Raw genomic sequence first — 21,342 nt, forward strand, 5'->3', positions numbered from 1 at the left:
CGTGCTCACGCGGCCCCCTCCCCGGCCCCCACGGAAGCCGCCTCCGCCCCGGGCACGGTCTCCCCGCCCCGGGCGGCCGCCCCCGCAACGGTCTTCCCCGCAACGGCCTCGCCCCGGGCAGGAGCCCCGGGCGCGGCCTCCTCGTCACGGGTGACCACCGACCGGTACGCGGGCTCGGTCCGCATCAGCTCGCGGTGCCGCCCGGCCACGACCGCCCGGCCGTCGCGGACCAGCACCACCCGGTCCGCCTGATCGAGCAGCAGCGGGCTGGTCGCGAACACCACGGTGGTGCGCCCGGCCCGGACGTCGCGCAGCCCGGTGGCGATCCGCGACTCGGTGTGGGCGTCGACCGCGCTGGTGGGCTCGTCCAGGACGAGCACCGGCGGGTCGGCCAGCAGCGCGCGGGCCAGTGCGAGGCGCTGGCGCTGGCCGCCGGACAGCGACCGGCCGCGCTCGGTGATCCGGGCGCGCATCGGGTCTCCCCCGCACTCCGGCGAGCCCTCCACCAGGGCCTCCAGCACGTCGTCGGAGCGGGCGGCCGCGAGCGCCTCGGCGACCGGGACCCGGCCCGAGGACGGGATGTCGAACAGCCCGGCCAGTGTGCCGGAGAGCAGTACCGGCTCCTTGTCGTGGACCAGCACCGCGGCTCTCGCCTCGGCCAGCGGCACCGCGTCCAGCTCCGTCCCGCCGAGCCGGGCGGAGGGCTGCCGTTCCTCCTCGGCCGTCGGGACGTGCCCGCCGAGCCGCTCGGCGAGCGCCCCGGCGAAGTCCGGATCGCCGCAGACCACGGCGGTCAGCTCGCCGGCCCGCGCGGTCAGCCCCGTCACCGGATCGTGCAGGTCGCAGGTGCCCGGCCGGGTGAGCGCGGCCTCGGCCGCGCCGCTGGTCCGGCGCAGCGAGAGCACCCGGACGGCCCGGCCCGCGGAGACCCGGGCGACGCTCCAGGCGTGCGCGGCCTCGCCGAGGATCCGCAGCGGCGCCGCCAGGAAGGCGGTCGCGCCGTACACGGCGATCAGGGTGCCGACGGCGAGTTCCCCGGAGGCCGCCAGCCGGGCCCCGTACCAGGTGACCCCGACGACGAACAGGCCCGGCAGCAGCACCTGTTGGGCCTGCATCAGGGACCACAGCCGGGCCGAGCGGACGGCCGCGGCGCGGACCTTCTGGGAGGCCGCGCGGTAGCGCTCCAGGAACAGCTCCTCACCGCCGATGCCGCGCAGCACCCGCAGCCCGGCGACGGTGTCGGCGGCCAGTTCGGTGGCCTTGCCGCCGAGCGCGCGCTGCTTCTCGTAGCGCCGCTCGAACGGCCCGATCAGCGGCCAGACGGAGGCCGCGAGCACCGGCACGCCGAGCAGCACGCCGAGGCCGAGCACCGGCTCGGTCACCAGCACGACCGCGCTGACCGCCAGCCAGACGATCACCGCGGCCCGGACGCGGGCGACGAGCTCGACGTACCAGCCGATCCGCTCGACGTCCCCGCTGCCGACCGCGACGACCTCGCCGGTGGCGATCCGCCGGGACAGCCCGGCGCCGAGGTGCGAGGCCTGCCGGGCGACCAACTGCCGTACGTGGGTGGCGGCGTGGATCCAGTTCCAGACCGCCTGGCGGTGCAGCAGGACGGTGCCGAGCGAGGCGACGGCGGCGAGCAGCACCACGAGGGCGCCGGCCCGCCAGATCCCGCCCGCGTCGCCGTCCACGGCGGCCTGGACGCCGTGCCCGAGCGGTACGGGCAGGGCGGCCTGACCGCCCATCTCCAGCAGCGCCCAGCAGGTGGAGAGCACCTGCCCGCGCCGCTGGGCGCGCTGGAGCCAGCGCAGGAAGGCGAGGGGTGAGGAGAGGTCGGGGCGGCCGGGATCGGCCAGGGGGAGGGGTGCGAGCGGCATGACACTCCGATGCCGGTGGTTCGGGGGACGGTCCTGGGGTGGCCCGGTCGGCGCGCGGAGCGGCGGCACGCGAAACGGCGGCACGCCGGCTCGGCGGCACGCGGCCTGCGGCGAGCAGTCCGCGGTGCGCACGGTCCGGGAGGCTTCGGGATGGTTCGAGGCGCCGCGCCACGGGCGGCGCGGGCCACGGCGACGAAAACGCCCGGCAGCGGCCGGGGCTGACTGGGGAGGGCACGAAGGGCCCGTGTCTCAGGAGGTCATGGCCGCGAGCCTGCCAACCCCGGTGTGATCCGCGCAACAGGTTTTCCGGGCCCGCCCCCGCGGTTCCCCGCCCGGACGGCCCGCGGCCCCGGAAGGTTCACCCGAACGGCGGGAACAAACACTCCATGAGTTCCGGTTGCCCCACTGGAACCCATGGTCGACCAGGAGGGCACCCCTTCCCGTGAGCAACATCCCCACCGTGACCCTGAACGACGGCACGCGGATCCCGCAGCTCGGCTTCGGCGTGTGGCAGGTCCCGGACGCGGAGGCCACCCCGGCCGTCCGCGCCGCCATCGAGGCGGGCTACCGCTCGATCGACACCGCGGCGATCTACGAGAACGAGACGGGCACCGGCCAGGCCGTCACCGAGGCGCTGGCCGGCGGCGTGGCCCGCGAGGACCTCTACATCACCACGAAGCTGTGGAACTCCGGCACCCGCGACTGGTCCGGCGCGCAGGGCCGGGACGCGGTCCTGCGCGAGTTCGACGCCTCGCTGGCCAAGCTCGGCCTGGAGTACGTCGACCTCTACCTGATCCACTGGCCGCGCCCGATGCACGGCACCTACCCGAACGTCTGGAAGGCGCTGGAGCAGCTCAAGGCCGACGGCCGGGCCCGCTCCATCGGCGTCTCGAACTTCGGCCCCGAGCAGCTGACCCGCCTGGTCGACGAGGCCTCGGTCGTCCCGGCGCTCAACCAGGTCGAGCTGCACCCGTACTTCCCGCAGACGGAGCTGCGCGCCTTCCACGCCGAGCACGGCATCGCCACGGAGGCGTGGAGCCCGCTGGGCCAGGGCAAGGACCTGCTCGCCGAGCCGGCGCTGGTGAAGATCGCCGAGAAGCACGGCCGCACGGTCGCCCAGGTCGTGCTCCGCTGGCACCTGCAGAGCGGCATCATCGCGATCCCGAAGTCGGTCACCCCCTCCCGCATCCGGGAGAACCTGGACGTGGCCGGCTTCGAGCTGGACGCGGAGGACCTCGCCGCGATCGCCGGCGTCGCCACCGGCGAGCGCATCGGCCCGGACCCGCAGGGCTTCGACTGGAACTGAGCCCCGCCCGGCCGCGAGGCCCCGAGGCCGGGACGCCGGGCACCCGTAGCCAGGCGTCCCTGACCGGGAACCCGTAGCCACCGGAGCAGCGGTCATATCGAAAGACCGCCCACCCCGTTGAGGAGTGGGCGGTCTTCGGCATGCCCGGAAGGGACTCGTGCCGCAAATATGTGAGCACACAAGCACACGATCACTACGACACGAGCCCGAAACCCTCCCCGACCCACCCCCGTCCGACCCGACCCCTGACCCGGGATCGTCCGTACGTTGGCGAATCGTTTTGGCTGGAGCTCAAAAGGGCGGAGGCTAGAGCCTGGCGGCCTTGCCGATCAGCGCGAGCGCCGGAGCGTGCTCGTGCTCGTCCAGCGGCGCCAGCAGCAGCTGCTGGACCTTGGCGACGCCGGCCGCCGAGCGGTGCAGCAGGTCCTGTCCCGCCGGCGAGAGCGAGAGCAGGTTGCGCCGCCCGTCCGAGGGGTCGCGGCGGCGCTGCACCAGACCGCGGCGCACGAGACGGCTCACCATCTCGGCCATCGTGGCCTTGTCCAGCGAGGCCAGCTCGCCGACCGTGCGCTGGTCCGCGCCCGGTTCCAGCTCCAGCGCGTCGAGCACCGCGTACTGCGGAGCGGTGAGCTCCGCACCGACGTGCTCCGACCAGAGCTTGGTGTGCACCTGCTGGCTCACCCTGATCAGGTAACCGATCGCCCGCTGGGCGTCCAGTATCGGCCGCGCGTCGCTGTACACGACCGCCGCGGGCTCCAGCCTGGCTATCTTGGCCATCACCCGGACGATCTCGACCTGCTCGTCCGCGCCGAGCGGCTCGAACAGGGTGCGCTGCACGCGGACCACGCCTCCGGTGGCCTCGCGCACCGCCTGGGCCCCGCTCTGCGACAGAGCGAGGAGTTTGCGCCGGCCGTCGGCCGGGTCGCGCCTTCTCAGCACCAAGCCGCGGCGGACCAGCCGCGCGACCATCTCCGCCATCGTGGCCTTGTCGAGCGAGGCACGCTCGCCGACCGTCCTCTGGTCCGCGCCCGGTTCCAGCGCGAGGACCAGCAGGACGGCGAACTGCGGAGCCGTGAGATCGGCTCCGACGTGTTCGGACCACAGTCGCGTGTGGACCTGCTGTGCAACGCGGATGAGGTGTCCGGGCGACTGCTGCAGTCGCGCAGACACGCGGGTCGTCGGGATCTCCCCCAGCACCATGTATCCGTCCCGATGTCACACCCGGTGTGTGTGGGACACCCGGGTGGGGCAGTAACGGCGAGTGGGCGTCCCGCTATGAGGGAGGGCGCTCCAGCCGTGCAGCCGGTGGCTGCTGGCGGACACTATACAAACGGCTGGCCCTCGCTGGCAGGCAGGGGCGGATAGTAGACGCAGGTTCGGCAACATTGGCATATTTACGCGCCGCCACGCCTTCTCGGTAACCCGTTCTCAGCAGAAAGCCGACCGGTCGGTCCTTACCCACCGTCACCTGCGCGTCTCCGCTCTGGCCGCCCTTCCTACTCGCCGGTAGGGTGTGGCCAGCGTCACCCGGGGACGCCCTTCCCTGGGAAAATCCTGAGAGAGACGAGAGCGAGCATGACCGAGCAGAGCACCCCCCGGGTCGCCGTCGTCACCGGCGCCGGACGCGGCCTGGGCGCCGCCACCGCCCTCCGACTGGCCGCCGACGGCTACGCGGTCGCCGTCCTCGACCTGGACGAGGCGGCCGGCAAGGACACCGTCGACCGGATCACCGCCGCGGGCGGCCGGGCCCTCGCGGTCGGCGCCGACGTCTCGGACGCCGGGCAGGTCCAGGCCGCCGTGGACCGCGTGGTGGCCGAGCTCGGCGCCCCCGTCGTCCTGGTCAACAACGCCGGAGTGCTCCGCGACAACCTGCTCTTCAAGATGTCCGAGTCCGACTGGGACACGGTCATGAACGTCCACCTGCGCGGCGCCTTCCTGATGACCCGCGCGGTGCAGAAGCACATGGTGGACGCGGGTTTCGGCCGCATCGTCAACCTGTCCTCCTCGTCCGCCCAGGGCAACCGCGGCCAGGCCAACTACTCGGCCGCCAAAGCGGGCCTGCAGGGCTTCACCAAGACTTTGGCCATCGAGCTCGGCAAGTTCGGCGTCACCGCCAACGCCGTGGCCCCGGGCTTCATCGCGACGGACATGACCGCGGCCACCGCGGCCCGGGTCGGCATGGACTTCGAAGACTTCAAGCGGGCCGCAGCCTCTCAGATCCCGGTCCAGCGGGTCGGTCTGCCTGAGGATGTGGCCCACACCATCTCCTTCCTCGCGAGCGAGGGCGCCGGCTTCGTCTCCGGTCAGGTGATCTACGTCGCGGGCGGCCCCCTCGACTGACCCCTCTGCTGGGCACGGAACCTACACAGGGTGACCATGGGGCGGGCGGCCGGGCGGACCGGCCGGCCGCCCCGTTCTTTTTACCGAGCCTTTTGAAGGATGATTCGAACACCACACGGACTTTCGATCGGGGATTAGCCGAAATCACTCCCCGGACCATCCCCTGCCGACCGGATTGTCGATTTCCCGGGGAAATGACAATTACCCCCGAAATGGCACCGGACGGATGGGTAGGGTCACCCCCGTGCAAGCCCCGAGTGCCTCCCGGCAATTCCCGAAGCAGGGCCCGGAGAACACCTCCCGCCGCCCCGGCCGGCCGGCCCCGGACCGGCCCGTGCGCCCGGCCCCGGACGGCCGCGCGCCGCTCGGCCCGGCCGCCGCCGAGCCCGGCTGGCCCCCGATGAGCCGCCGCCGCGCGCTCCTGCTCCTCGCCACCTGCGCCTGCTACCTGCTGGTACTCGCCGGTGTACTCCTCAACACCGCCCTCGTCGACCTCGACTGGTCGGTCCGCCTGCTGCGCCCCTACGAGCGCTGGCCCGGCCTGGAGCCGCTGCTCGGCACCTGGGTGGTGGCCGGCCAGCGCGGCCCCTCCGCGATCGCCGCCTTCGCCTGGCTCGCCTGGCGCGCCCACCGGCTCGGCCGGCTGCGCCCGCTCCTGGTGATGGGCGTCGCCCTGCTGCTGCTCAACGTCACCGTCGGCGCCGTCAAGATCGTCACCGGCCGACTCGGCCCGCACTACGCCCAGTACGTCGGCTCCCCCGAGCTCTTCTCCGGCGGCACGATCTTCCCGTCCGGCCACACCGCCAACGCGGTCGTCACCTGGGGCGTGCTGGCCTACCTCGCCGTCCGCTGGCGCCGCACCGGCGCGCTGATCGCCGCCGCCACCGCCTGCTCGATCGGCCTGACCACCGTCTACCTGGGCACCCACTGGGTCACCGACGTCCTGGCCGGCTGGGCCGCCGGACTGCTGGTGCTGCTCTCGCTGCCGCTGCTGGAGCCGCTCGTCACCGCGGCCGAGGAGTGGATCACCAGCCGCAGGCGCCGAAACCGGAGCCGGAGCCGGAGCCGCCGGGACGTCCCGGGCCGCTGAGCGACGGCCGGGTCAACGGCCCGGTACAGCGCCTCACCCCTCCCAGCTACGCTCCACCACGCCGTCGCGCACCGCGAGGTTGAGCCGCCCCTCCCGGTACTCCATGGTGATCATCGCGTCCGGCTCCAGCACCCGGACCGAGGCCCACCCGTGCCGCCGGGCCAGCTCCCGCGCCCGCTCGATCCGCAGTCCCGCGTAGCCCTCGGCGTCCCCCTCCGGCCCGTCCCAGGCGTGGCCCGCGCCCCCCTGATCGCCGCCGCCGGCCCCCGGTCGCACCCCGCCCGATCCCGTCATCGCCCCTCCCCGGCCCGTCCCTCGGACGTACGCTGGAATCGTAGCCCGCACCCGTGCGGCCGGGAGGTGAACGGGCATGCGCACCACGACCCCGCGGCGCTGGCGCAGCGGCACCGAGCCCTCGACCGCCCGCAGCGACCTCAAGCTCCGCTACCTGCTGTCGCTCACCTTCACCCCGCTGTTCGCGATCGCGACGGTGGCCTTCGCGGTCTGGGCGGCCAACTCCCCGTCGTACGGGGCTCCGAGCAGCGGCACCCTCACCGGCTTCGCGGTCGTGATGGGCCTGCTCACCCTGTTCGCCGCCGTCGATCTCGTCGTGGTCATCCGGCGCCGCCGGACCGAGCTCTGACGCGGTGTCTCCCCCGGAGCGGGAAGTCGGCCCGACCGACTTCCCGCTCCGTCCGGCAACGGCCGTCAGCGGTTGCCGACCGCCTGCTTCACCAGCGTCCGCCCGAAGTCCCACATCAGCCCGCTCCCCCGGTGCGCGTCGTCCATGACGTCGGTGAACGCCGTGACGAACCGGTCGACGTCCCGCTCGGTGATGATCAGCGGCGGGATCAGCTTGATCACCTCCAGGTGGTCCCCGGACACCTGGGTCAGGATCCGGTGGCGCTGGAGCAGCGGCACGACCACCATCTGGGCGAACAGCCCCTTGCGGGCCGCCTGGAGCGCGGTCCACCCGGTGCGCAGCTTGAGCGACCTGGGCCGGCCGAACTCGATGCCGATCATCAGCCCCTTGCCGCGCACCTCGGCCAGCAGCTCGTACCTGTCGACGAGCGCGGCGAGCCGCTCCCGGAAGTGGTCGCCGACCTGCCGGGCGTTCTCGACCACCTTCTCGTCGCGCATGACCTCCAGGGTCGCGAGCCCGGCCGCCATCGCCTGGGCGTTGGAGCCGAAGCTGGCCGAGTGGACGAGCACGCGGTCCATCGAGGAGTACACCTTCTCGAAGATCCAGCCCTTGCCGAGCGTCGCCCCGACCGGCACGTACCCGCCGGAGAGCGCCTTGGCCGCGCAGACCAGGTCGGGCAGCACGCCCTCCTCGTACTGGTAGGCGAAGAACTCCCCGGTGCGGCCGATCCCGGTCTGCACCTCGTCGCAGATCAGCAGCGCCTTGTGCTCGTGCAGCAGGTCCTGGGCCGCCCGCAGCCAGCCGGGCGGCGGCGCGAGGACGCCCTTGCCCTGGATGGGCTCGACGATCAGCGCCGCGACGTCGCCGCGCTTCAGCTCCTTGGCCAGCGCGCCGAGGTCGCCGAGCGGGATGGCGGTGTCGGGCAGCAGCGGGTCGAAGCCCTTGCGGAAGCCGTTCTCCCCGTTGACGGAGAGCGAGCCGACGGTCAGCCCGTGGAAGGCGTGGTCGGCGTAGAGGATCCGCTTGCGGCCGGTGGCGTAGCGGGCGAACTTGAGCGCGGTCTCGACCGCCTCGGTGCCGCTGTTGCCGAAGAACACCCGGTCCAGCCCCGGCGCGTACGAGAGCAGCCGCTCGGCCAGCAGCCCGGGCAGCGGCGAGCAGTCGAAGCGCACGAGGTCGGGCAGGTCGAGGTCCATGACCTGCTGGACCGCCGAGCGCACCACGGGGTGGTGGCGCCCGAGGGCGAAGATGCCGAAGCCGGCCAGCATGTCGAGGTACTCGTTGCCCTCGGCGTCGTAGAAGTACGGGCCCTGCGCGCGCTCGTAGTACTTGTCGAAGCCGATGGTGTGGAGCATCCGCGGCAGCTGCGGGTTGAGGTAGCGGCCGTGCAGCTCGTACCGCTCGCCGCCGCGCTCGGCGATCAGGGCGGCGAGGTCGAAGGCGGTGCGGTCGGGGTCAGCCGGCATGGCGCGGGTTCGCTCCTCTGGTCGGTAGCAGGTTCTTGGCGAAGACGGCGGTCTGGGCCGCGACCCCGGTGCCGGTCAGCCCGGCCTCCTCCAGGACCTCGCCGCGGGCGGCGTGGCCGAGGAACTCCTGGGGCAGGCCGAGCACCCGCACCGGGACGTCGACGTCGGCGTCGCGCAGCGCCTGGGCGACGGCGGCGCCCACGCCCCCGGTGCGCCCGTTGTCCTCGACGGTGACCACGAGCCGGTGGGCGGCGGCGAGTACGGGCAGCGCCGGGTCGACGGGCTTGACCCACCGCGGGTCGACGACGGTCGCGGCGAAGCCCTCGGCGATCAGCAGCCGGGCGGCGTCCAGGCAGGCCGGCGCGGTGGTGCCGACGGCGACCAGGAGGATCTCGGGCAGGTCGCCGGTGCGCAGCAGCACGTCCACGCCGCCGACGCGTTCGACGGCCGGGACGGCGGGCCCGATGGTCGCCTTGGGGAAGCGCACGACGGTGGGGGCGTCGGCGACGTCGACGGCCTCGCGCAGCTGGGCGCGCAGCTGGTCGGCGTCGCGCGGGGCGGCGAGCCGCAGGCCCGGCACGACCTGGAGGATCGACATGTCCCACATGCCGTTGTGCGAGGCGCCGTCGGGCCCGGTCACCCCGGAGCGGTCGAGGACGAAGGTGACGCCGAGCCGGTGCAGGGCGACGTCCATCAGGACCTGGTCGAAGGCGCGGTTGAGGAAGGTCGCGTAGACGGCGACGACGGGGTGCAGCCCGCCGGTGGCGAGCCCGGCGGCGCTGGTGACGGCGTGCTGCTCGGCGATGCCGACGTCGAAGGTGCGTTCGGGGTGGGCCTTGGCGAACCGTTCCAGCCCGACCGGCTGGAGCATCGCCGCGGTGATCGCCACGACGTCGGGCCGCTCGGCGCCGAGCGCGACCATCTCCTCGCCGAACACCGAGGTCCACGAGACGCCGCCGCTGGGCGAGATCGGCAGGCAGGTGTAGGGGTCGATCGGGTTGACGGCATGGAAGCGGTCGGCCTCGTCCTGTTCGGCGGGCCGGTAGCCGCGCCCCTTGACGGTCAGGCAGTGCACGATGACCGGGCCGCCGAAGCCCCGGGCCTGGCGCAGCGCCTGTTCGACGGCGCCGAGGTCGTGGCCGTCGATCGGGCCGAGGTACTTGAGCCCGAGGTCCTCGAACATGCCCTGCGGGGCGAAGGCGTCCTTGAAGCCCTTCTTGGCGCCGTGCAGCGCGTCGAAGATCGGCTGGCCGACCAGCGGGGTGCGTTGCAGCGCGCCCTTGCCGAGGGCGAGGAAGCGCTCGTAGCCCTGGGTGGTGCGCAGGGTGGCGAGGTGGTGGGCGAGGCCGCCGATCGTCTTCGCGTAGGAGCGCTCGTTGTCGTTGACGACGATGACGAGCGGCCGGTCCTTCGCGTCGGCGATGTTGTTGAGCGCCTCCCAGGCGAGCCCGCCGGTGAGCGCGCCGTCGCCGATGACGGCGACGGTGTGCCGGTCGTGCTGGCCGAGCAGCTGGGCGGCCTTGGCGAGGCCGTCGGCGTAGGAGAGGGCGGTGGAGGCGTGCGAGTTCTCGACGAGGTCGTGCTCGGACTCGGCGCGCGACGGGTAGCCGGACAGGCCGCCCTTCATCCGCAGCCGGCTGAAGTCCTGGCGCCCGGTGAGGAGCTTGTGGACGTAGCTCTGGTGTCCGGTGTCGAAGACGATCCGGTCGTACGGGGAGTCGAAGACCCGGTGCAGGGCGATGGTCAGCTCCACCACGCCGAGATTCGGGCCGAGGTGCCCGCCGGTCCGGGTGACGGCGTCGATCAGGAAGTCGCGGATCTCGTCGGCGAGCAGCGGCAGTTCGGCGGCGGGGAGCTTTCGCAGGTCGGCCGGGGACGTGACGCTGGAGAGCAGTGACATGGGTACACCTCACGACTCGAGTGGTGCGGTGGTGCCTTCGCCCCCGAGGGGCGGGGCCGGCCCGGGCACGGCGCCCGGGCCGGTCTGGAGCGACCGGGTCCGCCGGAGCGGCCCCGGTCAGCGGCCGCGGTTGGCGCTGACGGTCTCGGTGATCGCGCGCAGCGATTCCTTGAGCGAGCCCATGGTGGCGAGCACCGCCGTCGGCTCGTAGCCGCAGTGGGCCATGCAGTTCTCGCAGCGCGGGTCCTTGCCGCGGCCGTACTTGCTCCAGTCGGTCTTCTCGACCAGCTCGCGGTAGGTGGGCACGTACCCGTCGGCCATCAGGTAGCAGGGCCGCTGCCAGCCGAAGAGCGAGTAGTTGGGGATGCCCCACGGCGTGCACTCGAAGTCCTTCTTGCCCTCCAGGAAGTCCAGGAAGAGCGGACTGTGGTTGAGGCGCCAGCGCTGCCGGTTGCCGCCGGCGAAGGCCTTGCGGAACAGCTCGCGGGTCTGGGTGACGCCGAGGAAGTGCTCCTGGTCGGGGGCCTTCTCGTAGGCGTAGGCCGGGGAGATCATCATCTCGTCGACCTTGAGCTCGTCGTTGAGGTAGTCCAGCACCTCGATGACGGTCTGCGGGGTGTCGGTGTTGAAGAAGGTGCTGTTGGTGGTGACCCGGAAGCCGCGCCGCTTGGCCTCCTTGATGGCCGCCACCGCCTCGTCGAAGGTGCCCTCCTTGGCCACCGACTCGTCGTGCCGCTCGCGCATGCCGTCGATGTGCACGGCGAAGGTGAAGTAGGGCGAGGGCCGGAACTTGTCGATCTTCTTGCGCAGCAGCAGCGCGTTGGTGCACAGGAACACGTACTTGCGGCGTTCCACCAGCTGCCGGACGATCTCGTCGATCTGCGGGTGCATCAGCGGTTCGCCGCCGGCGATCGAGACCATCGGCGCGCCGGACTCCAGCACCGCGCCGACCGCCTGGGCGACCGGCATCCGCTGCTTCAGCACGCCCGCCGGGTGCTGGATCTTGCCGCAGCCCTCGCACGCGAGGTTGCACGCGAACAGCGGTTCCAGCTCGACGATCAGGGGGAACTTGTCCCGCCGTTTGAGCAGCTTCTGCTGCATGAGGTAGGTGCCGACCCGCACGGTCTGGCGCAACGGCATGGCCATGGCTAGCTCGCCTCCTGGGGGAGCGTCGAGGATGTGGGGTGGTGCGGTTCCCTGCGGTCCGGGAGGTCCTGCCGGTACCAGTCGACGAGGGCGGGAACGGTCGCGCGGAGGGTCCGCCAGGCGCGCACCCCAGCGGGGAGCGTCCCGGGCCGCAGCAGCTCCCGCTCGGGGGTGTCCACGACCACCCGCAGGACGGCCGCGGGCAGCGCGGGCCGCAGCTCGTGCAGCGCGGCGAGGACGGCGGCGGCCTCCATGTCGACGGCGAGCGCGCCCTGGAGGTACAGGGCCCGCCGTTCGAGGCCGCGGACGACGTGGTCGGCGGTGTGGTGCACCCCGGTGTGCACGGCCAGCCCCCGCTCCTTGAGCGCCCGGGCGAGGTCGGCGGCCGAGCGGACGGCGAACAGGTTGCCCTCCGCGTTGCGCACGCCGTCGGCGACGACGACGTCCCCCGGGGCGATCCCGGGGCCGACGGCCGCGCCGAACCCGGCCACCACGACCGCGCCGTAGCCGCCCGGGGCGGAGCCGAGCACCCGGCGCACCGCGTGGCCGGCCCGCCGCCGGCCCACCCCGGTGCGCAGCAGCACCGGCGGCCCGCCCGCCGATCCGCGCCAGTCCCCGCCGCGCAGGGCCCAGACCTCGGGGCCGAGCGCGCAGAGCACCAGCAGGGGCGGGGTGGTCACCGGGACGCCCCGATCACCGGGCCGGCGCCCTCCCGCAGGACCGCCGGACCGCCGCCCAGGTAGCGGCCGAGGGCGGTGACGGGGAAGACCAGCCGGTACAGGTGGTAGTTGATGGAGAAGTCCCACGGGAAGCCGGTCCCGGTGAACTGCGGCTCGTCCCACGTGCCTTCGGGCAGCTGGGTGCGCACCAGCCAGTCGACCCCGCGCTCCACCGCCGGGTTGGCCCGGCGCTCGGGTCCCTCGCCGGCCGCGAGCAGCGCCATCAGCGCCCACGCGGTCTGCGAGGCGGTCGAGTCGCCGCGCCCGGCCCAGCGCGCCGGGTCGTCGTAGGAGCGCATGTCCTCGCCCCAGCCGCCGTCGGCGTTCTGGCGGTCCTCCAGCCAGCGGACGGCCTGGCGGATCGCCGGGTGCTCGTCCGGCACGCCGGCCGCGACGAGGGCGGGCAGCACCGAGCCGGTGCCGTAGATGTAGTTGGTGCCCCAGCGGCCGAACCAGGAGCCGTCGGCCTCCTGGTTGCGCAGCAGCCACTCCACGCCGCGCCGGGTACGCGGGTCCCGCGCCTGCCCGACCTCGGCGAGCATCTCGACGACGTGCGCGGTGACGTCGGCGGACGGCGGGTCGACGACCTCGCCGAAGTCGCAGAACGGCAGCTTGTTCGGCAGCGTGCTGGTGTTGTCGACGTCGAAGGCGCCCCAGGCGCCGTTCTTGGACTGCATGCCGAGGTTCCAGCGCACTCCCCGGTCCACCGCCCCGTCGACCTTCGCCGGATCGGGGTGGGCGACCCGGCGCAGCGCGAGCACCACCTCGGCGGTGTCGTCGATGTCGGGGTAGGTGTCGTTCTCGAACTCGAACGCCCAGCCGCCCGCCTCCAGCGAGGGCCGCCGCACGCTCCAGTCGCCGCGCTTGCGGATCTCCTCGCCGAGCATCCAGTCGACGGCGCTCACCAGCGCCGGGTGGTCGGCCGGCAGTCCGGCGTCGACCAGGGCGATGGTGGCCAGGCAGGTGTCCCAGACCGGGGACTGGCAGGCCTCCAGCCAGCGCATGCCGTCCTCGGTGTGCACGGTGAAGCGGTCGAAGGCGGTGAGCCCGGCCTGCATCACCGGGTGCTCCAGCTCGTAGCCCTCCAAGTGCAGGGCGATCAACGAGTAGACGGCGGGCGGCTGGATGCCGCCCCAGCAGCCGTCGGCCTCCTGCCGCTCGACGATCCAGCGGCAGGCCTGGGCGATGGCGTGCTTGCGCAGCGGGCGCAACGCGCGGTGGTGGTAGGCGTGCAGGACCTTGTCGAGGCGCTCGAAGAGGCCGTCCCAGCTGGTGGCGGGGGCGAGCGGCCGCTCGGGGAAGGGGTCACCGGGGTCGGTGTGCAGCTCGGTGAGCGCGAAGGGCGCCGGGCGGACCGGGCGGTGGGCCGAGACGACGGTCAGCGGGACGATGGTCTGGCGGGCCCAGCAGCCGAAGGCGTAGATGTTCAGCGGCAGCCAGCGGGGCAGGAAGATGATCTCGGGCGGCATCTCGGGCAACCGCTCCCAGGGCCACCAGCCGAAGAGCGCGAGCCAGATCCGGGTGAAGACCCGGGCGGCGGCGATGCCCCCGGCGGAGCGGACGTAGCGCGCGGCGGCGAGCATGTGCGGCGCGTCCGGGTCGTCGCCGGCGAGTTTGAGGGCGACGTACGCCTCGACGGTCGTGGACAGTTCGGGCGGCCCGCCGTGGAAGGTGGCCCAGGTGCCGTCCTCCCCCTGCTGGGAGCGGATCCAGTCGGCCGTGGCCGCGGTCTGTTCCTCGGTGCGGATCCCGAGGAACTGCCGGAGCAGTAAGTCCTCGGCGTCCATGGTGACGTTGGTCTCCAGATCGCCCTTCCACCAGCCGTCCGGACTCTGCAGCGAGAGCAGGTGGGCGGTGGCCCGGGCCAGCGCGTCCCGGGCGTCGGCCGGACCCGGGGCCGCTTCCCCGCCCGGTGGGGGCGGGGCGGGGTCCTCGGGCCGCCACAGTCCGGTGCCCAGCAGGGCCGGGGGGCGGTCGCCCACCGCGACCGGCTCGGGATCGTACTCAGGGTCGAGCCGGCCGTCCGCGGTTGCTGTCAACGTAACGTCACCTCTCTCGTACCACCACGAATTCGGCGAGTGCGACGAAGTGCTCGCGCACCGGGTCGGACATGGGCACCTCGTCGAGAGCGGCGAGGGCGGTCGTGTGCTGGCGGCGGGCCTCCTCCTGGGTCCAGGCGCGGCCGCCGGCCTGCTCGATCAGCGCGGCCCGGGCGGCGAGCTCGGGCTCGCTCTCCTCCCCGCGGCCCGAGGGGTCGGCCAGCTGCTCGGCCAGGCGGCGCGACGCGGCGCCGCCCTCGGCGAGGGCGGCGGCGACCGGCAGGGACTTCTTGCGCTGGCGCAGGTCGCCCCAGTGCGGCTTGCCGGTGACCTCGGTGGCGCCCCAGATGCCGAGCAGGTCGTCCACCGCCTGGAAGGCCAGGCCCAGGTGGTGGCCGTAGCGCTGGAGCGAGCCGGAGACCTCGTCGTCGGCCCCGGCCAGCACGGCGCCGATCGCCGAGGCGGCGGCGAGCAGGGCGGCGGTCTTGCCGCCCTCCATCTCCAGGCACTCGGCGACGGTGACGCTGTCGCGCTGCTCGAAGGCGACGTCCATCGCCTGCCCGTCGATGAGCCGGCGGGTGGCGGTGGTGAGCAGCCGGACGGCGCGCGCGGCGTCGGCGGCGCTCGCCGGACCGGCCGCGCCGGCGTCGAGCAGCACCTCCGTCCCGAGCGTCGCCAGGGCGTCGCCGACCAGGATCGCCTGGGCCGGGCCGAAGACCGTCCAGGCGGTCGCCCGGTGGCGCCGGGTCTCGTCACCGTCCATCAGATCATCATGGAGCAGGGAGAAGTTGTGTACCAGTTCAACGGCGACCCCGCCGGGCACCCCCACCTCGGCGGACGCACCCGCCGCCTGGGCGGACAGCAGGGCCAGCGCCGGGCGCACGGCCTTGCCGCCGTCGCCCTTCACGGCCGTGCCGTCCCGGTCGATCCAGCCGAAGTGGTACGCCGCGACGGTGTCCATCGGTGCGGCCAAACGGGCGACGGCGGCGCGCAGCGGCGGGGTGCAGAGCGTGCGGCTGCGGGCCAGCAGCTCCGGCACCGAGACCGGTTCGGCGTGCGCCGTGCCTCCAGCGGCGGTGCCGGTGCGTGACTCCACGTGCGTTCCCTCTCCCTGGTGGTGCCGGACCGCGCGGGCCGGCCGGATGCTTGCGGTGTCGGCGCGCCCGGGGTGCCCGGCGCGTCCGGGGGGACGGGCGCCGGCTCTCGCGGGGTCGCCGGCGACGGGGCCGCTGGTCACCTCGGCCACCTCCCGTCGCCCCGGTCCACCGGGCGGCGGGCCCCTGAGGCGGCGAGCGCCGCGTCGGCCGCGGCGTGGCCGCTGCGCACGGCCCCCTCCATCGTCGCGGGCCAGCCCGTGGCCGTCCACGAACCGGCCAGCAGCAGGCCGGGCACGCGGGTGCCCGCCGAGGGGCGCAGCGCCGCGGTGCCGGGGGCCGGGTCGAACGTGGCGGTGCGCTCGCGGGTGACGAAGAAGTCCAGCACCTCGGCGCCCGCCGCGGCGGGCAGCAGCCGGGCGAGCTCCGGGAGGTACCGCTCGCGCAGCTCGGCGACGGGCAGGTCGATCTCGTCCCGCACGGCGGACTGGGAGAGCGCCAGGTACTGGGCGCCGGGGTGCTCGCGACCGAGCGGCGTGGCGGCCAGTCCGGAGTGGTCGGTGCGGTCGAAGACCCACTGGACCGGGGAGTCGAGCGCCGCGAAGAAGGGGCGGCGCAGGACCTTGCGGTCGTAGACGACGTGGACGTTGAGGATCGGCGAGGTACCGAAGCCGGCCAGGCGCTCCTGTGCGGGGATCGCGTCCGGCGGCAGCAGGGCGGCCGCGCTGTCCTGGGCGCCGGCCAGGACGACGGTCTCGGCGGTGAGCAGCTCACCGCCCTCCAGGCGTACGGCGTGCTGCTGCGCGCCGGGCTTGAGCTCCGCCGCGCGGGCGCGCAGCAGCACCGTCACGCCCGCGCGCTCCAGCTCGGCGAGCGCCCGGTCGTGGTGGATGGTGCCGAGCGGGACGGCGGCGACGCCGATGTCGGAGGCGCCCGGGTCGGAGAGCAGGCCGGTCTTGAACACCATGGCCGCGAGGGCCAGCGACACGTCGTCCGCGTAGGCGTTCAGGGTGGCCACGCCGACCAGGTCCCACAGGGCGGCGAGGGTCCGCTCGTTCTGCCCGTGGCGGCGCAGCCACGCGCCGAAGGAGGTGCCGTCCAGCGCCGGGTCCGCCAGGTCGAGGCGCTGGAGGGCGAGCGCGCCGCGGACCACCCGGGCGCGGTCGGCCGGGCCGAGGTGCGGGTAGCGGGCGAGGCTGCCGGCCAGGTGCAGCGGGACCGGCAGGCCGGCCCGGCGCAGCCGGCCGAGGGTGCGCACGGGCGCCTCGGCCGGGCCGGTGACGGAGAGCACCGGGACGTCGAGCCGCTCCTGGAGGTGGGTGAGGCGGGTGGCGCCGAGCCGGTCGAGCAGGCCGCGGTAGGCGGTGCAGCAGCGCAGGTAGACGTGCTGGCCGTTGTCGACGGTCAGCTCGCCGCGCCGGAAGGAGAAGGCGAGGCCGCCGAGCCGGGGCCGCCCCTCCACCAGGGTGACCCGCTGCCCGGCCTCGGCCAGGCGCAGCGCGGCGGTGATCCCGGCCAGGCCGCCGCCGACCACGACGGCGGCCGGGCGCGCGGCATCGGCTCGCCCGGTCATCGGCCCTCCCCCTCGCGATCGCTGGACCGCCCGGCGGCGGCTGCCGTGGTCGGCTCGGTCGTGGACAACGCGGCTCTACCCATGCGTGATTCCCCGCTGACACAGCGTGACAGAACTGCGGCGAGAATCAAGAACGCCCCCCGGCGAGCCCGGAAAGCGCCACGTACGCCTTCTCCCAGCCCGGCAGCGAGACCCGGCCGCGCAGCACCGACTCGGGGTCGGCCGCGATCCGGCCCAGCAGCCGGTGGTAGATGCCGGCCATCGCGGCCGTGCAGGCCCGGCTGCGGCGGTCGAGCATCGGCAGCAGCCGCAGGCCCTCCTCGAACGCGGCCTGCGCCCGGGCGGCCTCGAAGGCGACCAGGCCGGTGAAGTCCGCGCCGGCCGGCGGCCTGGGCTGGGCGAAGCCCTCCTGGCAGCCGAACCGGACCAGGTCCTCGGTGGGCAGGTAGGTGCGGCCGTTCAGGGCGTCCTCGCGCAGGTCGCGCAGGATGTTGGTGAGCTGGAGCGCGAGCCCGAGGGTGTCGGCGTAGTGCGCCCCGCGCTCGGGGTCGTCGCAGCCGTACACGCCGAGCGACAGCCGGCCGATCGCGCCGGCCACGCAGCGGCAGTAGACCTTGAGCTCCTCGTACGTCTGGTACTCGGCGCCCTTGAGGTCCATCTCGACGCCGTCGATCAGTTCGTCGAAGCCGCCGATCGGGATCGGGAAGCGACGGGCCGCGTCCGCGAGGGCGACCTTGATCGGGTCGGTGTCGTCCTCGGCGACCTTGCCGGCGCGGACGTCGTCCAGCAGTTCGCGGGTGCGCAGCAATGCCTCGGCCTTGCGGTCGGCGGGCAGGTCGCCGTCGCCGATGTCGTCCACCCGGCGGGCCAGGGCGTACAGGGCCGACATGGCCAGCCGCTTGGGCTCCGGCAGCAGCCGGATGCCGTAGCTGAAGTTGCGCGCCTGGAGTCCGGTGACTGCCTCGCAGTACCGGTAGGCCGCCATGACCTGGGCCGACGCCAGTGGTGATGCCGCCACTCGGGCGTTCACCTTCCCTTCGCGAAGATGGCCGCCGCCTTCGCTGCGAGGCGGCGCTTGTCCGGCTTCGCCTGCTGGGCGAGCACGTCGTACCCGGCGTCCTCGACGGCCGCCAGGGCCGCGTAACCACCTGCGGTGAATCCCGCCAGGAGCAGTCGAAGCCTCCCCCGAACCGTACCTACCAGCGGCGCGCCGCGGTCGAGCAGGGTGCGGGCCCGCTCGGCCTCGAAGGCGATCAGCTCGCGGACCGGGCCGTCGGCGCTCGGCGCGGCCAGGTCGGCCTCGGTGACGCCGAAGCGCTCCAGGTCCTCGGCGGGCAGGTAGATCCGGCCGCGGGCGAGGTCCTCGGCGACGTCCTGGAGGTGTTCGACCACTTGGAGGGCGGTGCAGATCGCATCGGAGAGCCCGACCCGCTCGGGCGTGGAGACGCCGGCGATGGCGAGCACCAGCCGGCCCACCGGGTCGGCGGAGAGCGTGCAGTAGCCGACGAGGTCGTCCCAGGTGGCGTAGCGGGCGGTGGTCTGGTCGACCCGGTTGGCCTCGATCAGGCGGCGGAAGGGCTCGGGGGTCAGTCCGTGCCGGTCGACGACCGGGACGAGGGCGCGCATCAGCGGGTGCCGGGGCCGGTCGGCGCCGCCCGGGCGCAGCGTCGTCTCGAACACCCGGTCGAGGTCGCGGTCCAGTCCGTCGAGCAGGGCGAGCCGGAAGGCGACCTCGTCGGGAGCGGGCGGGCCGCACTGGGCCGAAGGGGTGGTGGCGGACGCCGGGAAGGGGGTGTCGACGCCGAGGAGGCGGGCGGCGCCGGCCGGGTCGGCGAGGTCGCCGTCGCCCGCGTCGTCGACCAGCCGGGCGAAGCCGTAGACCGCCATCAGGTCACCGCGCCAGGCGGCGGGCAGGAAGAAGGGGGCGACCGGGAAGTTCTCCGCGCTCGCCTTCTCCAGGGTCGCCCCCGCGGTCTGCTCCACGGGCTCGTTGCTGGGCTGGGCCGAAGCCGACACTGCTGTCACTCCCCCGTTCTACACCGATGGGCATCACCGGCCCGACTCGGACACGCGTCCGAGCACGGGCGTCACGTCCGGCACACGCCCCCCGCGCATACAGCCTGACACCACGGGCCGCGCCGCAGAAGAGCGCCCCGCCCGGCGCACGGGGCGCTCACCCCGCCGGGGGCGGGCCACCCGGACTACCGGCGCCGGGCACACGGCGGGGGGCCGGTCCCGGGACTTCCCGGAACCGGCCCCCCGAGCGGCTCGGGTGCTACGGGCGCTCGCCGCGCTCGTAGCGGCCGACGACCTCGTCGGTCGGGCCGTCCATGACCAGCTCGCCGTGCTCGATCCAGATGGTCCGCTCGCAGACCTCGCGGATCGAGCTGTTGTCGTGGCTGACCAGGAAGACCGTACCGGCCGACTGGCGCAGCTCCTCGATCCGCTTCTTGCTGCGCTGCTGGAAGGCCTGGTCGCCGGTGGCCAGCGCCTCGTCGATCAGCAGCACGTCGTGGGTCTTCGCCGCGGCGATGGAGAACCGCAGGCGGGCGCCCATGCCGGAGGAGTACGTGCGCATCGGCAGGGAGATGAAGTCCCCCTTCTCGTTGATGCCCGAGAACTCGACGATGTCCTGGTAGCGGCGCCGGACCTCGGCCGGCGGCATGCCCATCGCGAGGCAGCCGAGGACGACGTTGCGCTCACCGGTGAGCTCGTTCATCAGGGCCGCGTTCACGCCCAGCAGCGAGGGCTGGCCGTTGGTGTAGATGCCGCCCTTCTCGGTCGGCAGCAGGCCCGCGATGGCGGCCAGCATGGTCGACTTGCCGGAGCCGTTCGAGCCGATCAGGCCGACCGCCTCGCCCTTGTAGGCGGTGAAGCTGATGCCGCGCACGGCGTGCACCTCGCGCACTCCGGCCGAGCGCTTGCGGCTGACGATGCGGCTGAGCGCCGAGGTGGCGCTGCCCTTGCCGGAGCCGGCGCCGTGCACGCGGTAGACGATGTGCACGTCGTCGACGACGACGGTGGGCTCGCGGGCGACGTCGGTGTCCCGGACGGTGTTCTTGTTCAGGTCTGCGTCAGCCACGGCCGTACTCCTCCTCGGCCTTCCAGAAGAAGACGTATCCGACGATGAACATCCCCACGCCCCAGGCGATGCCGTACGTCCACTGGTGCGGCGGGATCGTCTGGTGGGCGGGCTGGTGGTGGTTGTAGATGATCGGCGCGAAGGCGTGCCGCAGCAGGTCCATGTAGACCGAGGCCGGGTTGACGGCCATGATCGTCTGGATGTAGTGGGGCCAGGTGCTGACCTTGTCCTGGATGCTGAACATCACGCCGGACAGGAACATCCAGGCGCGCATCACGAACGGGATCAGCTGGGAGATGTCACTGGTCTTGGCGCCGATCCGGGCGAAGATCAGGGAGACGCCGGTGTTGAACATCGTCTGCAGGAGCAGCGCCGGGATGATCAGCAGCCAGGTGCGGCCCGGCGTGATGCCGGCCGCCAGGACGGTGGCGACCAGGACCACCATCGAGATCAGCAGCTGCTGCAGCTGGATCACCGTGAAGGCGATCGGCAGGCAGGCGCGCGGGAAGTGCAGCGCACGGATCAGCCCGAGGCTGTCGGAGATCGCCCGGGTGCCGGACTGCACCGCGTTCTGGGTGAACTGGAAGACGAAGACGCCGATGCACAGCCACGCGATGTAGGTGTTCGGCGGGAAGTTGTCCTTGCTCTTCAGGATCACGCCGAAGACCAGGTAGAACACCGCGCAGTTCAGCAGCGGGGTCACGACCTGCCACAGCTGGCCGAGCTTGGCATCGGTGTACTGCGCCACCAGTCGGGCGGTGGCGAAGGCCCAGATGAAGTGGCGCCGGGCCCAGAGCTGCTTGGTGTAGGCGAAGAGGCCGGGCCGCCGGCCGCTCACGGCCAGGCCGTACTTGTCCGCAAGCTGCTTGGGGGTCAGGCCCGCGTCCGCCCCCCTGGGGGCTGAGAGGCTGACGGGTTCACTCACTGTCGACACATTCGTCCTTCACGCGGGATCGGTCGGGGCGGCCGGTCGGCGGGGGTCCGCCGGCCTTGCGCCGATGGGGATCCACTGGGATCACGGGGGAGTCCGGCCGGTGTGTGGCACCGGCCGCAGCGATCGATCA

Annotated in this window: 18 protein-coding genes; 4 read left to right on the forward strand and 14 right to left on the reverse strand. The window is 73.5% G+C overall.

Going from position 1 to position 21,342, the window contains the following annotated elements; all coding sequences use genetic code 11:
* Nucleotides 1–5: 5 nt before the first annotated feature.
* The gene (locus ACFXDE_RS00220) at nucleotides 6–1,880 is read right to left on the reverse strand and encodes an ABC transporter transmembrane domain-containing protein (protein ID WP_380489210.1); all 1,875 of its coding nucleotides are present in this window, start codon (nucleotides 1,878–1,880) and stop codon (nucleotides 6–8) included.
* Between the two features lie 442 nt (nucleotides 1,881–2,322).
* On the opposite strand from ACFXDE_RS00220, the gene ACFXDE_RS00225 reads away from it, so the two are divergent.
* Nucleotides 2,323–3,186 (forward strand): aldo/keto reductase, encoded by an 864-nt coding sequence (locus ACFXDE_RS00225; RefSeq protein WP_380442194.1) that lies wholly within the window; start codon nucleotides 2,323–2,325, stop codon nucleotides 3,184–3,186.
* A gap of 306 nt (nucleotides 3,187–3,492) precedes the next feature.
* Here ACFXDE_RS00225 and ACFXDE_RS00230 read toward each other — a convergent pair whose 3' ends face one another.
* The gene (locus ACFXDE_RS00230) at nucleotides 3,493–4,356 is read right to left on the reverse strand and encodes a MarR family winged helix-turn-helix transcriptional regulator (RefSeq protein WP_380442196.1); all 864 of its coding nucleotides are present in this window, start codon (nucleotides 4,354–4,356) and stop codon (nucleotides 3,493–3,495) included.
* 405 nt (nucleotides 4,357–4,761) lie between these two features.
* Here ACFXDE_RS00230 and fabG point away from each other — a divergent pair, with 405 nt between their 5' ends.
* Both fabG and ACFXDE_RS00240 read left to right on the forward strand, forming a co-directional pair.
* Nucleotides 4,762–5,526 (forward strand): 3-oxoacyl-ACP reductase FabG, encoded by a 765-nt coding sequence (gene fabG, locus ACFXDE_RS00235; protein ID WP_380489214.1) that lies wholly within the window; start codon nucleotides 4,762–4,764, stop codon nucleotides 5,524–5,526.
* A gap of 244 nt (nucleotides 5,527–5,770) precedes the next feature.
* Entirely contained in the window at nucleotides 5,771–6,616 is an 846-nt protein-coding gene (locus tag ACFXDE_RS00240; protein ID WP_380489217.1) for a phosphatase PAP2 family protein, read from the forward strand.
* Nucleotides 6,617–6,649: 33 nt separating this feature from the next.
* Here the strand turns inward: ACFXDE_RS00240 and ACFXDE_RS00245 are convergent, their stop codons facing one another.
* Nucleotides 6,650–6,910 (reverse strand): I78 family peptidase inhibitor, encoded by a 261-nt coding sequence (locus ACFXDE_RS00245; RefSeq protein WP_380489220.1) that lies wholly within the window; start codon nucleotides 6,908–6,910, stop codon nucleotides 6,650–6,652.
* Between the two features lie 76 nt (nucleotides 6,911–6,986).
* Here ACFXDE_RS00245 and ACFXDE_RS00250 point away from each other — a divergent pair, with 76 nt between their 5' ends.
* Entirely contained in the window at nucleotides 6,987–7,259 is a 273-nt protein-coding gene (locus ACFXDE_RS00250; protein WP_380442204.1) for a DUF6343 family protein, read from the forward strand.
* A gap of 65 nt (nucleotides 7,260–7,324) precedes the next feature.
* Here ACFXDE_RS00250 and ACFXDE_RS00255 read toward each other — a convergent pair whose 3' ends face one another.
* The 11 genes from ACFXDE_RS00255 to ACFXDE_RS00305 all read right to left on the reverse strand — a co-directional run bounded on the left by ACFXDE_RS00255 (nucleotide 7,325) and on the right by ACFXDE_RS00305 (nucleotide 21,212).
* Nucleotides 7,325–8,725, reverse strand: a complete 1,401-nt coding sequence (locus ACFXDE_RS00255) for an aspartate aminotransferase family protein (protein WP_380489223.1) — start codon at nucleotides 8,723–8,725, stop codon at nucleotides 7,325–7,327.
* Nucleotides 8,715–10,625 (reverse strand): 1-deoxy-D-xylulose-5-phosphate synthase, encoded by a 1,911-nt coding sequence (gene dxs, locus ACFXDE_RS00260; RefSeq protein WP_380489226.1) that lies wholly within the window; start codon nucleotides 10,623–10,625, stop codon nucleotides 8,715–8,717. The genes ACFXDE_RS00255 and dxs overlap by 11 nt, the downstream gene beginning before the upstream one ends.
* A 117-nt stretch (nucleotides 10,626–10,742) precedes the next feature.
* Entirely contained in the window at nucleotides 10,743–11,771 is a 1,029-nt protein-coding gene (hpnH, locus tag ACFXDE_RS00265) for an adenosyl-hopene transferase HpnH (protein ID WP_359958036.1), read from the reverse strand.
* 2 nt (nucleotides 11,772–11,773) lie between these two features.
* Complete coding sequence (locus ACFXDE_RS00270) at nucleotides 11,774–12,451, reverse strand: 1-hydroxy-2-methyl-2-butenyl 4-diphosphate reductase (RefSeq protein ID WP_380442211.1); 678 nt, start codon at nucleotides 12,449–12,451, stop codon at nucleotides 11,774–11,776.
* Nucleotides 12,448–14,529 carry a squalene--hopene cyclase gene (gene shc, locus ACFXDE_RS00275; RefSeq protein ID WP_380489230.1) on the reverse strand — a complete coding sequence of 694 codons (2,082 nt, stop codon included), beginning with the start codon at nucleotides 14,527–14,529 and terminating at the stop codon, nucleotides 12,448–12,450. The genes ACFXDE_RS00270 and shc overlap by 4 nt, the downstream gene beginning before the upstream one ends.
* A gap of 7 nt (nucleotides 14,530–14,536) precedes the next feature.
* Nucleotides 14,537–15,625, reverse strand: coding sequence for a polyprenyl synthetase family protein (locus ACFXDE_RS00280; protein WP_380442215.1), 1,089 nt, complete (start codon nucleotides 15,623–15,625; stop codon nucleotides 14,537–14,539).
* A 137-nt stretch (nucleotides 15,626–15,762) separates the two neighbouring features.
* Nucleotides 15,763–17,196: a hydroxysqualene dehydroxylase HpnE gene (hpnE, locus tag ACFXDE_RS00285; protein ID WP_380489233.1), complete on the reverse strand. Its 1,434-nt coding sequence runs from the start codon at nucleotides 17,194–17,196 to the stop codon at nucleotides 15,763–15,765.
* A gap of 127 nt (nucleotides 17,197–17,323) precedes the next feature.
* Nucleotides 17,324–18,181 carry a presqualene diphosphate synthase HpnD gene (gene hpnD, locus ACFXDE_RS00290; RefSeq protein WP_380442235.1) on the reverse strand — a complete coding sequence of 286 codons (858 nt, stop codon included), beginning with the start codon at nucleotides 18,179–18,181 and terminating at the stop codon, nucleotides 17,324–17,326.
* 41 nt (nucleotides 18,182–18,222) lie between these two features.
* Nucleotides 18,223–19,179 carry a squalene synthase HpnC gene (hpnC, locus tag ACFXDE_RS00295; RefSeq protein WP_380489236.1) on the reverse strand — a complete coding sequence of 319 codons (957 nt, stop codon included), beginning with the start codon at nucleotides 19,177–19,179 and terminating at the stop codon, nucleotides 18,223–18,225.
* A 292-nt stretch (nucleotides 19,180–19,471) separates the two neighbouring features.
* Entirely contained in the window at nucleotides 19,472–20,278 is an 807-nt protein-coding gene (locus ACFXDE_RS00300; RefSeq protein ID WP_380442220.1) for an ABC transporter ATP-binding protein, read from the reverse strand.
* Nucleotides 20,271–21,212 (reverse strand): ABC transporter permease, encoded by a 942-nt coding sequence (locus ACFXDE_RS00305; protein WP_380442222.1) that lies wholly within the window; start codon nucleotides 21,210–21,212, stop codon nucleotides 20,271–20,273. Before ACFXDE_RS00305 ends, ACFXDE_RS00300 begins: the two co-directional genes overlap by 8 nt.
* Nucleotides 21,213–21,342 lie beyond the last annotated feature (130 nt).

Source organism: Kitasatospora sp. NPDC059408 (genome assembly GCF_042751525.1).
Taxonomy (GTDB): Bacteria; Actinomycetota; Actinomycetes; order Streptomycetales; family Streptomycetaceae; genus Kitasatospora.

What these genes read in the sequence shown, in the direction of transcription:
- ACFXDE_RS00220 (WP_380489210.1), bottom strand. Translation starts at nt 1,880, where the DNA reads ATGCCGCTCGCACCCCTCCCCCTGGCCGATCCCGGCCGCCCCGACCTC.
- fabG (WP_380489214.1), top strand. Translation starts at nt 4,762, where the DNA reads ATGACCGAGCAGAGCACCCCCCGGGTCGCCGTCGTCACCGGCGCCGGA.
- ACFXDE_RS00245 (WP_380489220.1), bottom strand. Translation starts at nt 6,910, where the DNA reads ATGACGGGATCGGGCGGGGTGCGACCGGGGGCCGGCGGCGGCGATCAG.
- ACFXDE_RS00250 (WP_380442204.1), top strand. Translation starts at nt 6,987, where the DNA reads ATGCGCACCACGACCCCGCGGCGCTGGCGCAGCGGCACCGAGCCCTCG.
- ACFXDE_RS00255 (WP_380489223.1), bottom strand. Translation starts at nt 8,725, where the DNA reads ATGCCGGCTGACCCCGACCGCACCGCCTTCGACCTCGCCGCCCTGATC.
- dxs (WP_380489226.1), bottom strand. Translation starts at nt 10,625, where the DNA reads ATGTCACTGCTCTCCAGCGTCACGTCCCCGGCCGACCTGCGAAAGCTC.
- hpnH (WP_359958036.1), bottom strand. Translation starts at nt 11,771, where the DNA reads ATGGCCATGCCGTTGCGCCAGACCGTGCGGGTCGGCACCTACCTCATG.
- hpnE (WP_380489233.1), bottom strand. Translation starts at nt 17,196, where the DNA reads ATGACCGGGCGAGCCGATGCCGCGCGCCCGGCCGCCGTCGTGGTCGGC.
- hpnD (WP_380442235.1), bottom strand. Translation starts at nt 18,181, where the DNA reads ATGGCGGCCTACCGGTACTGCGAGGCAGTCACCGGACTCCAGGCGCGC.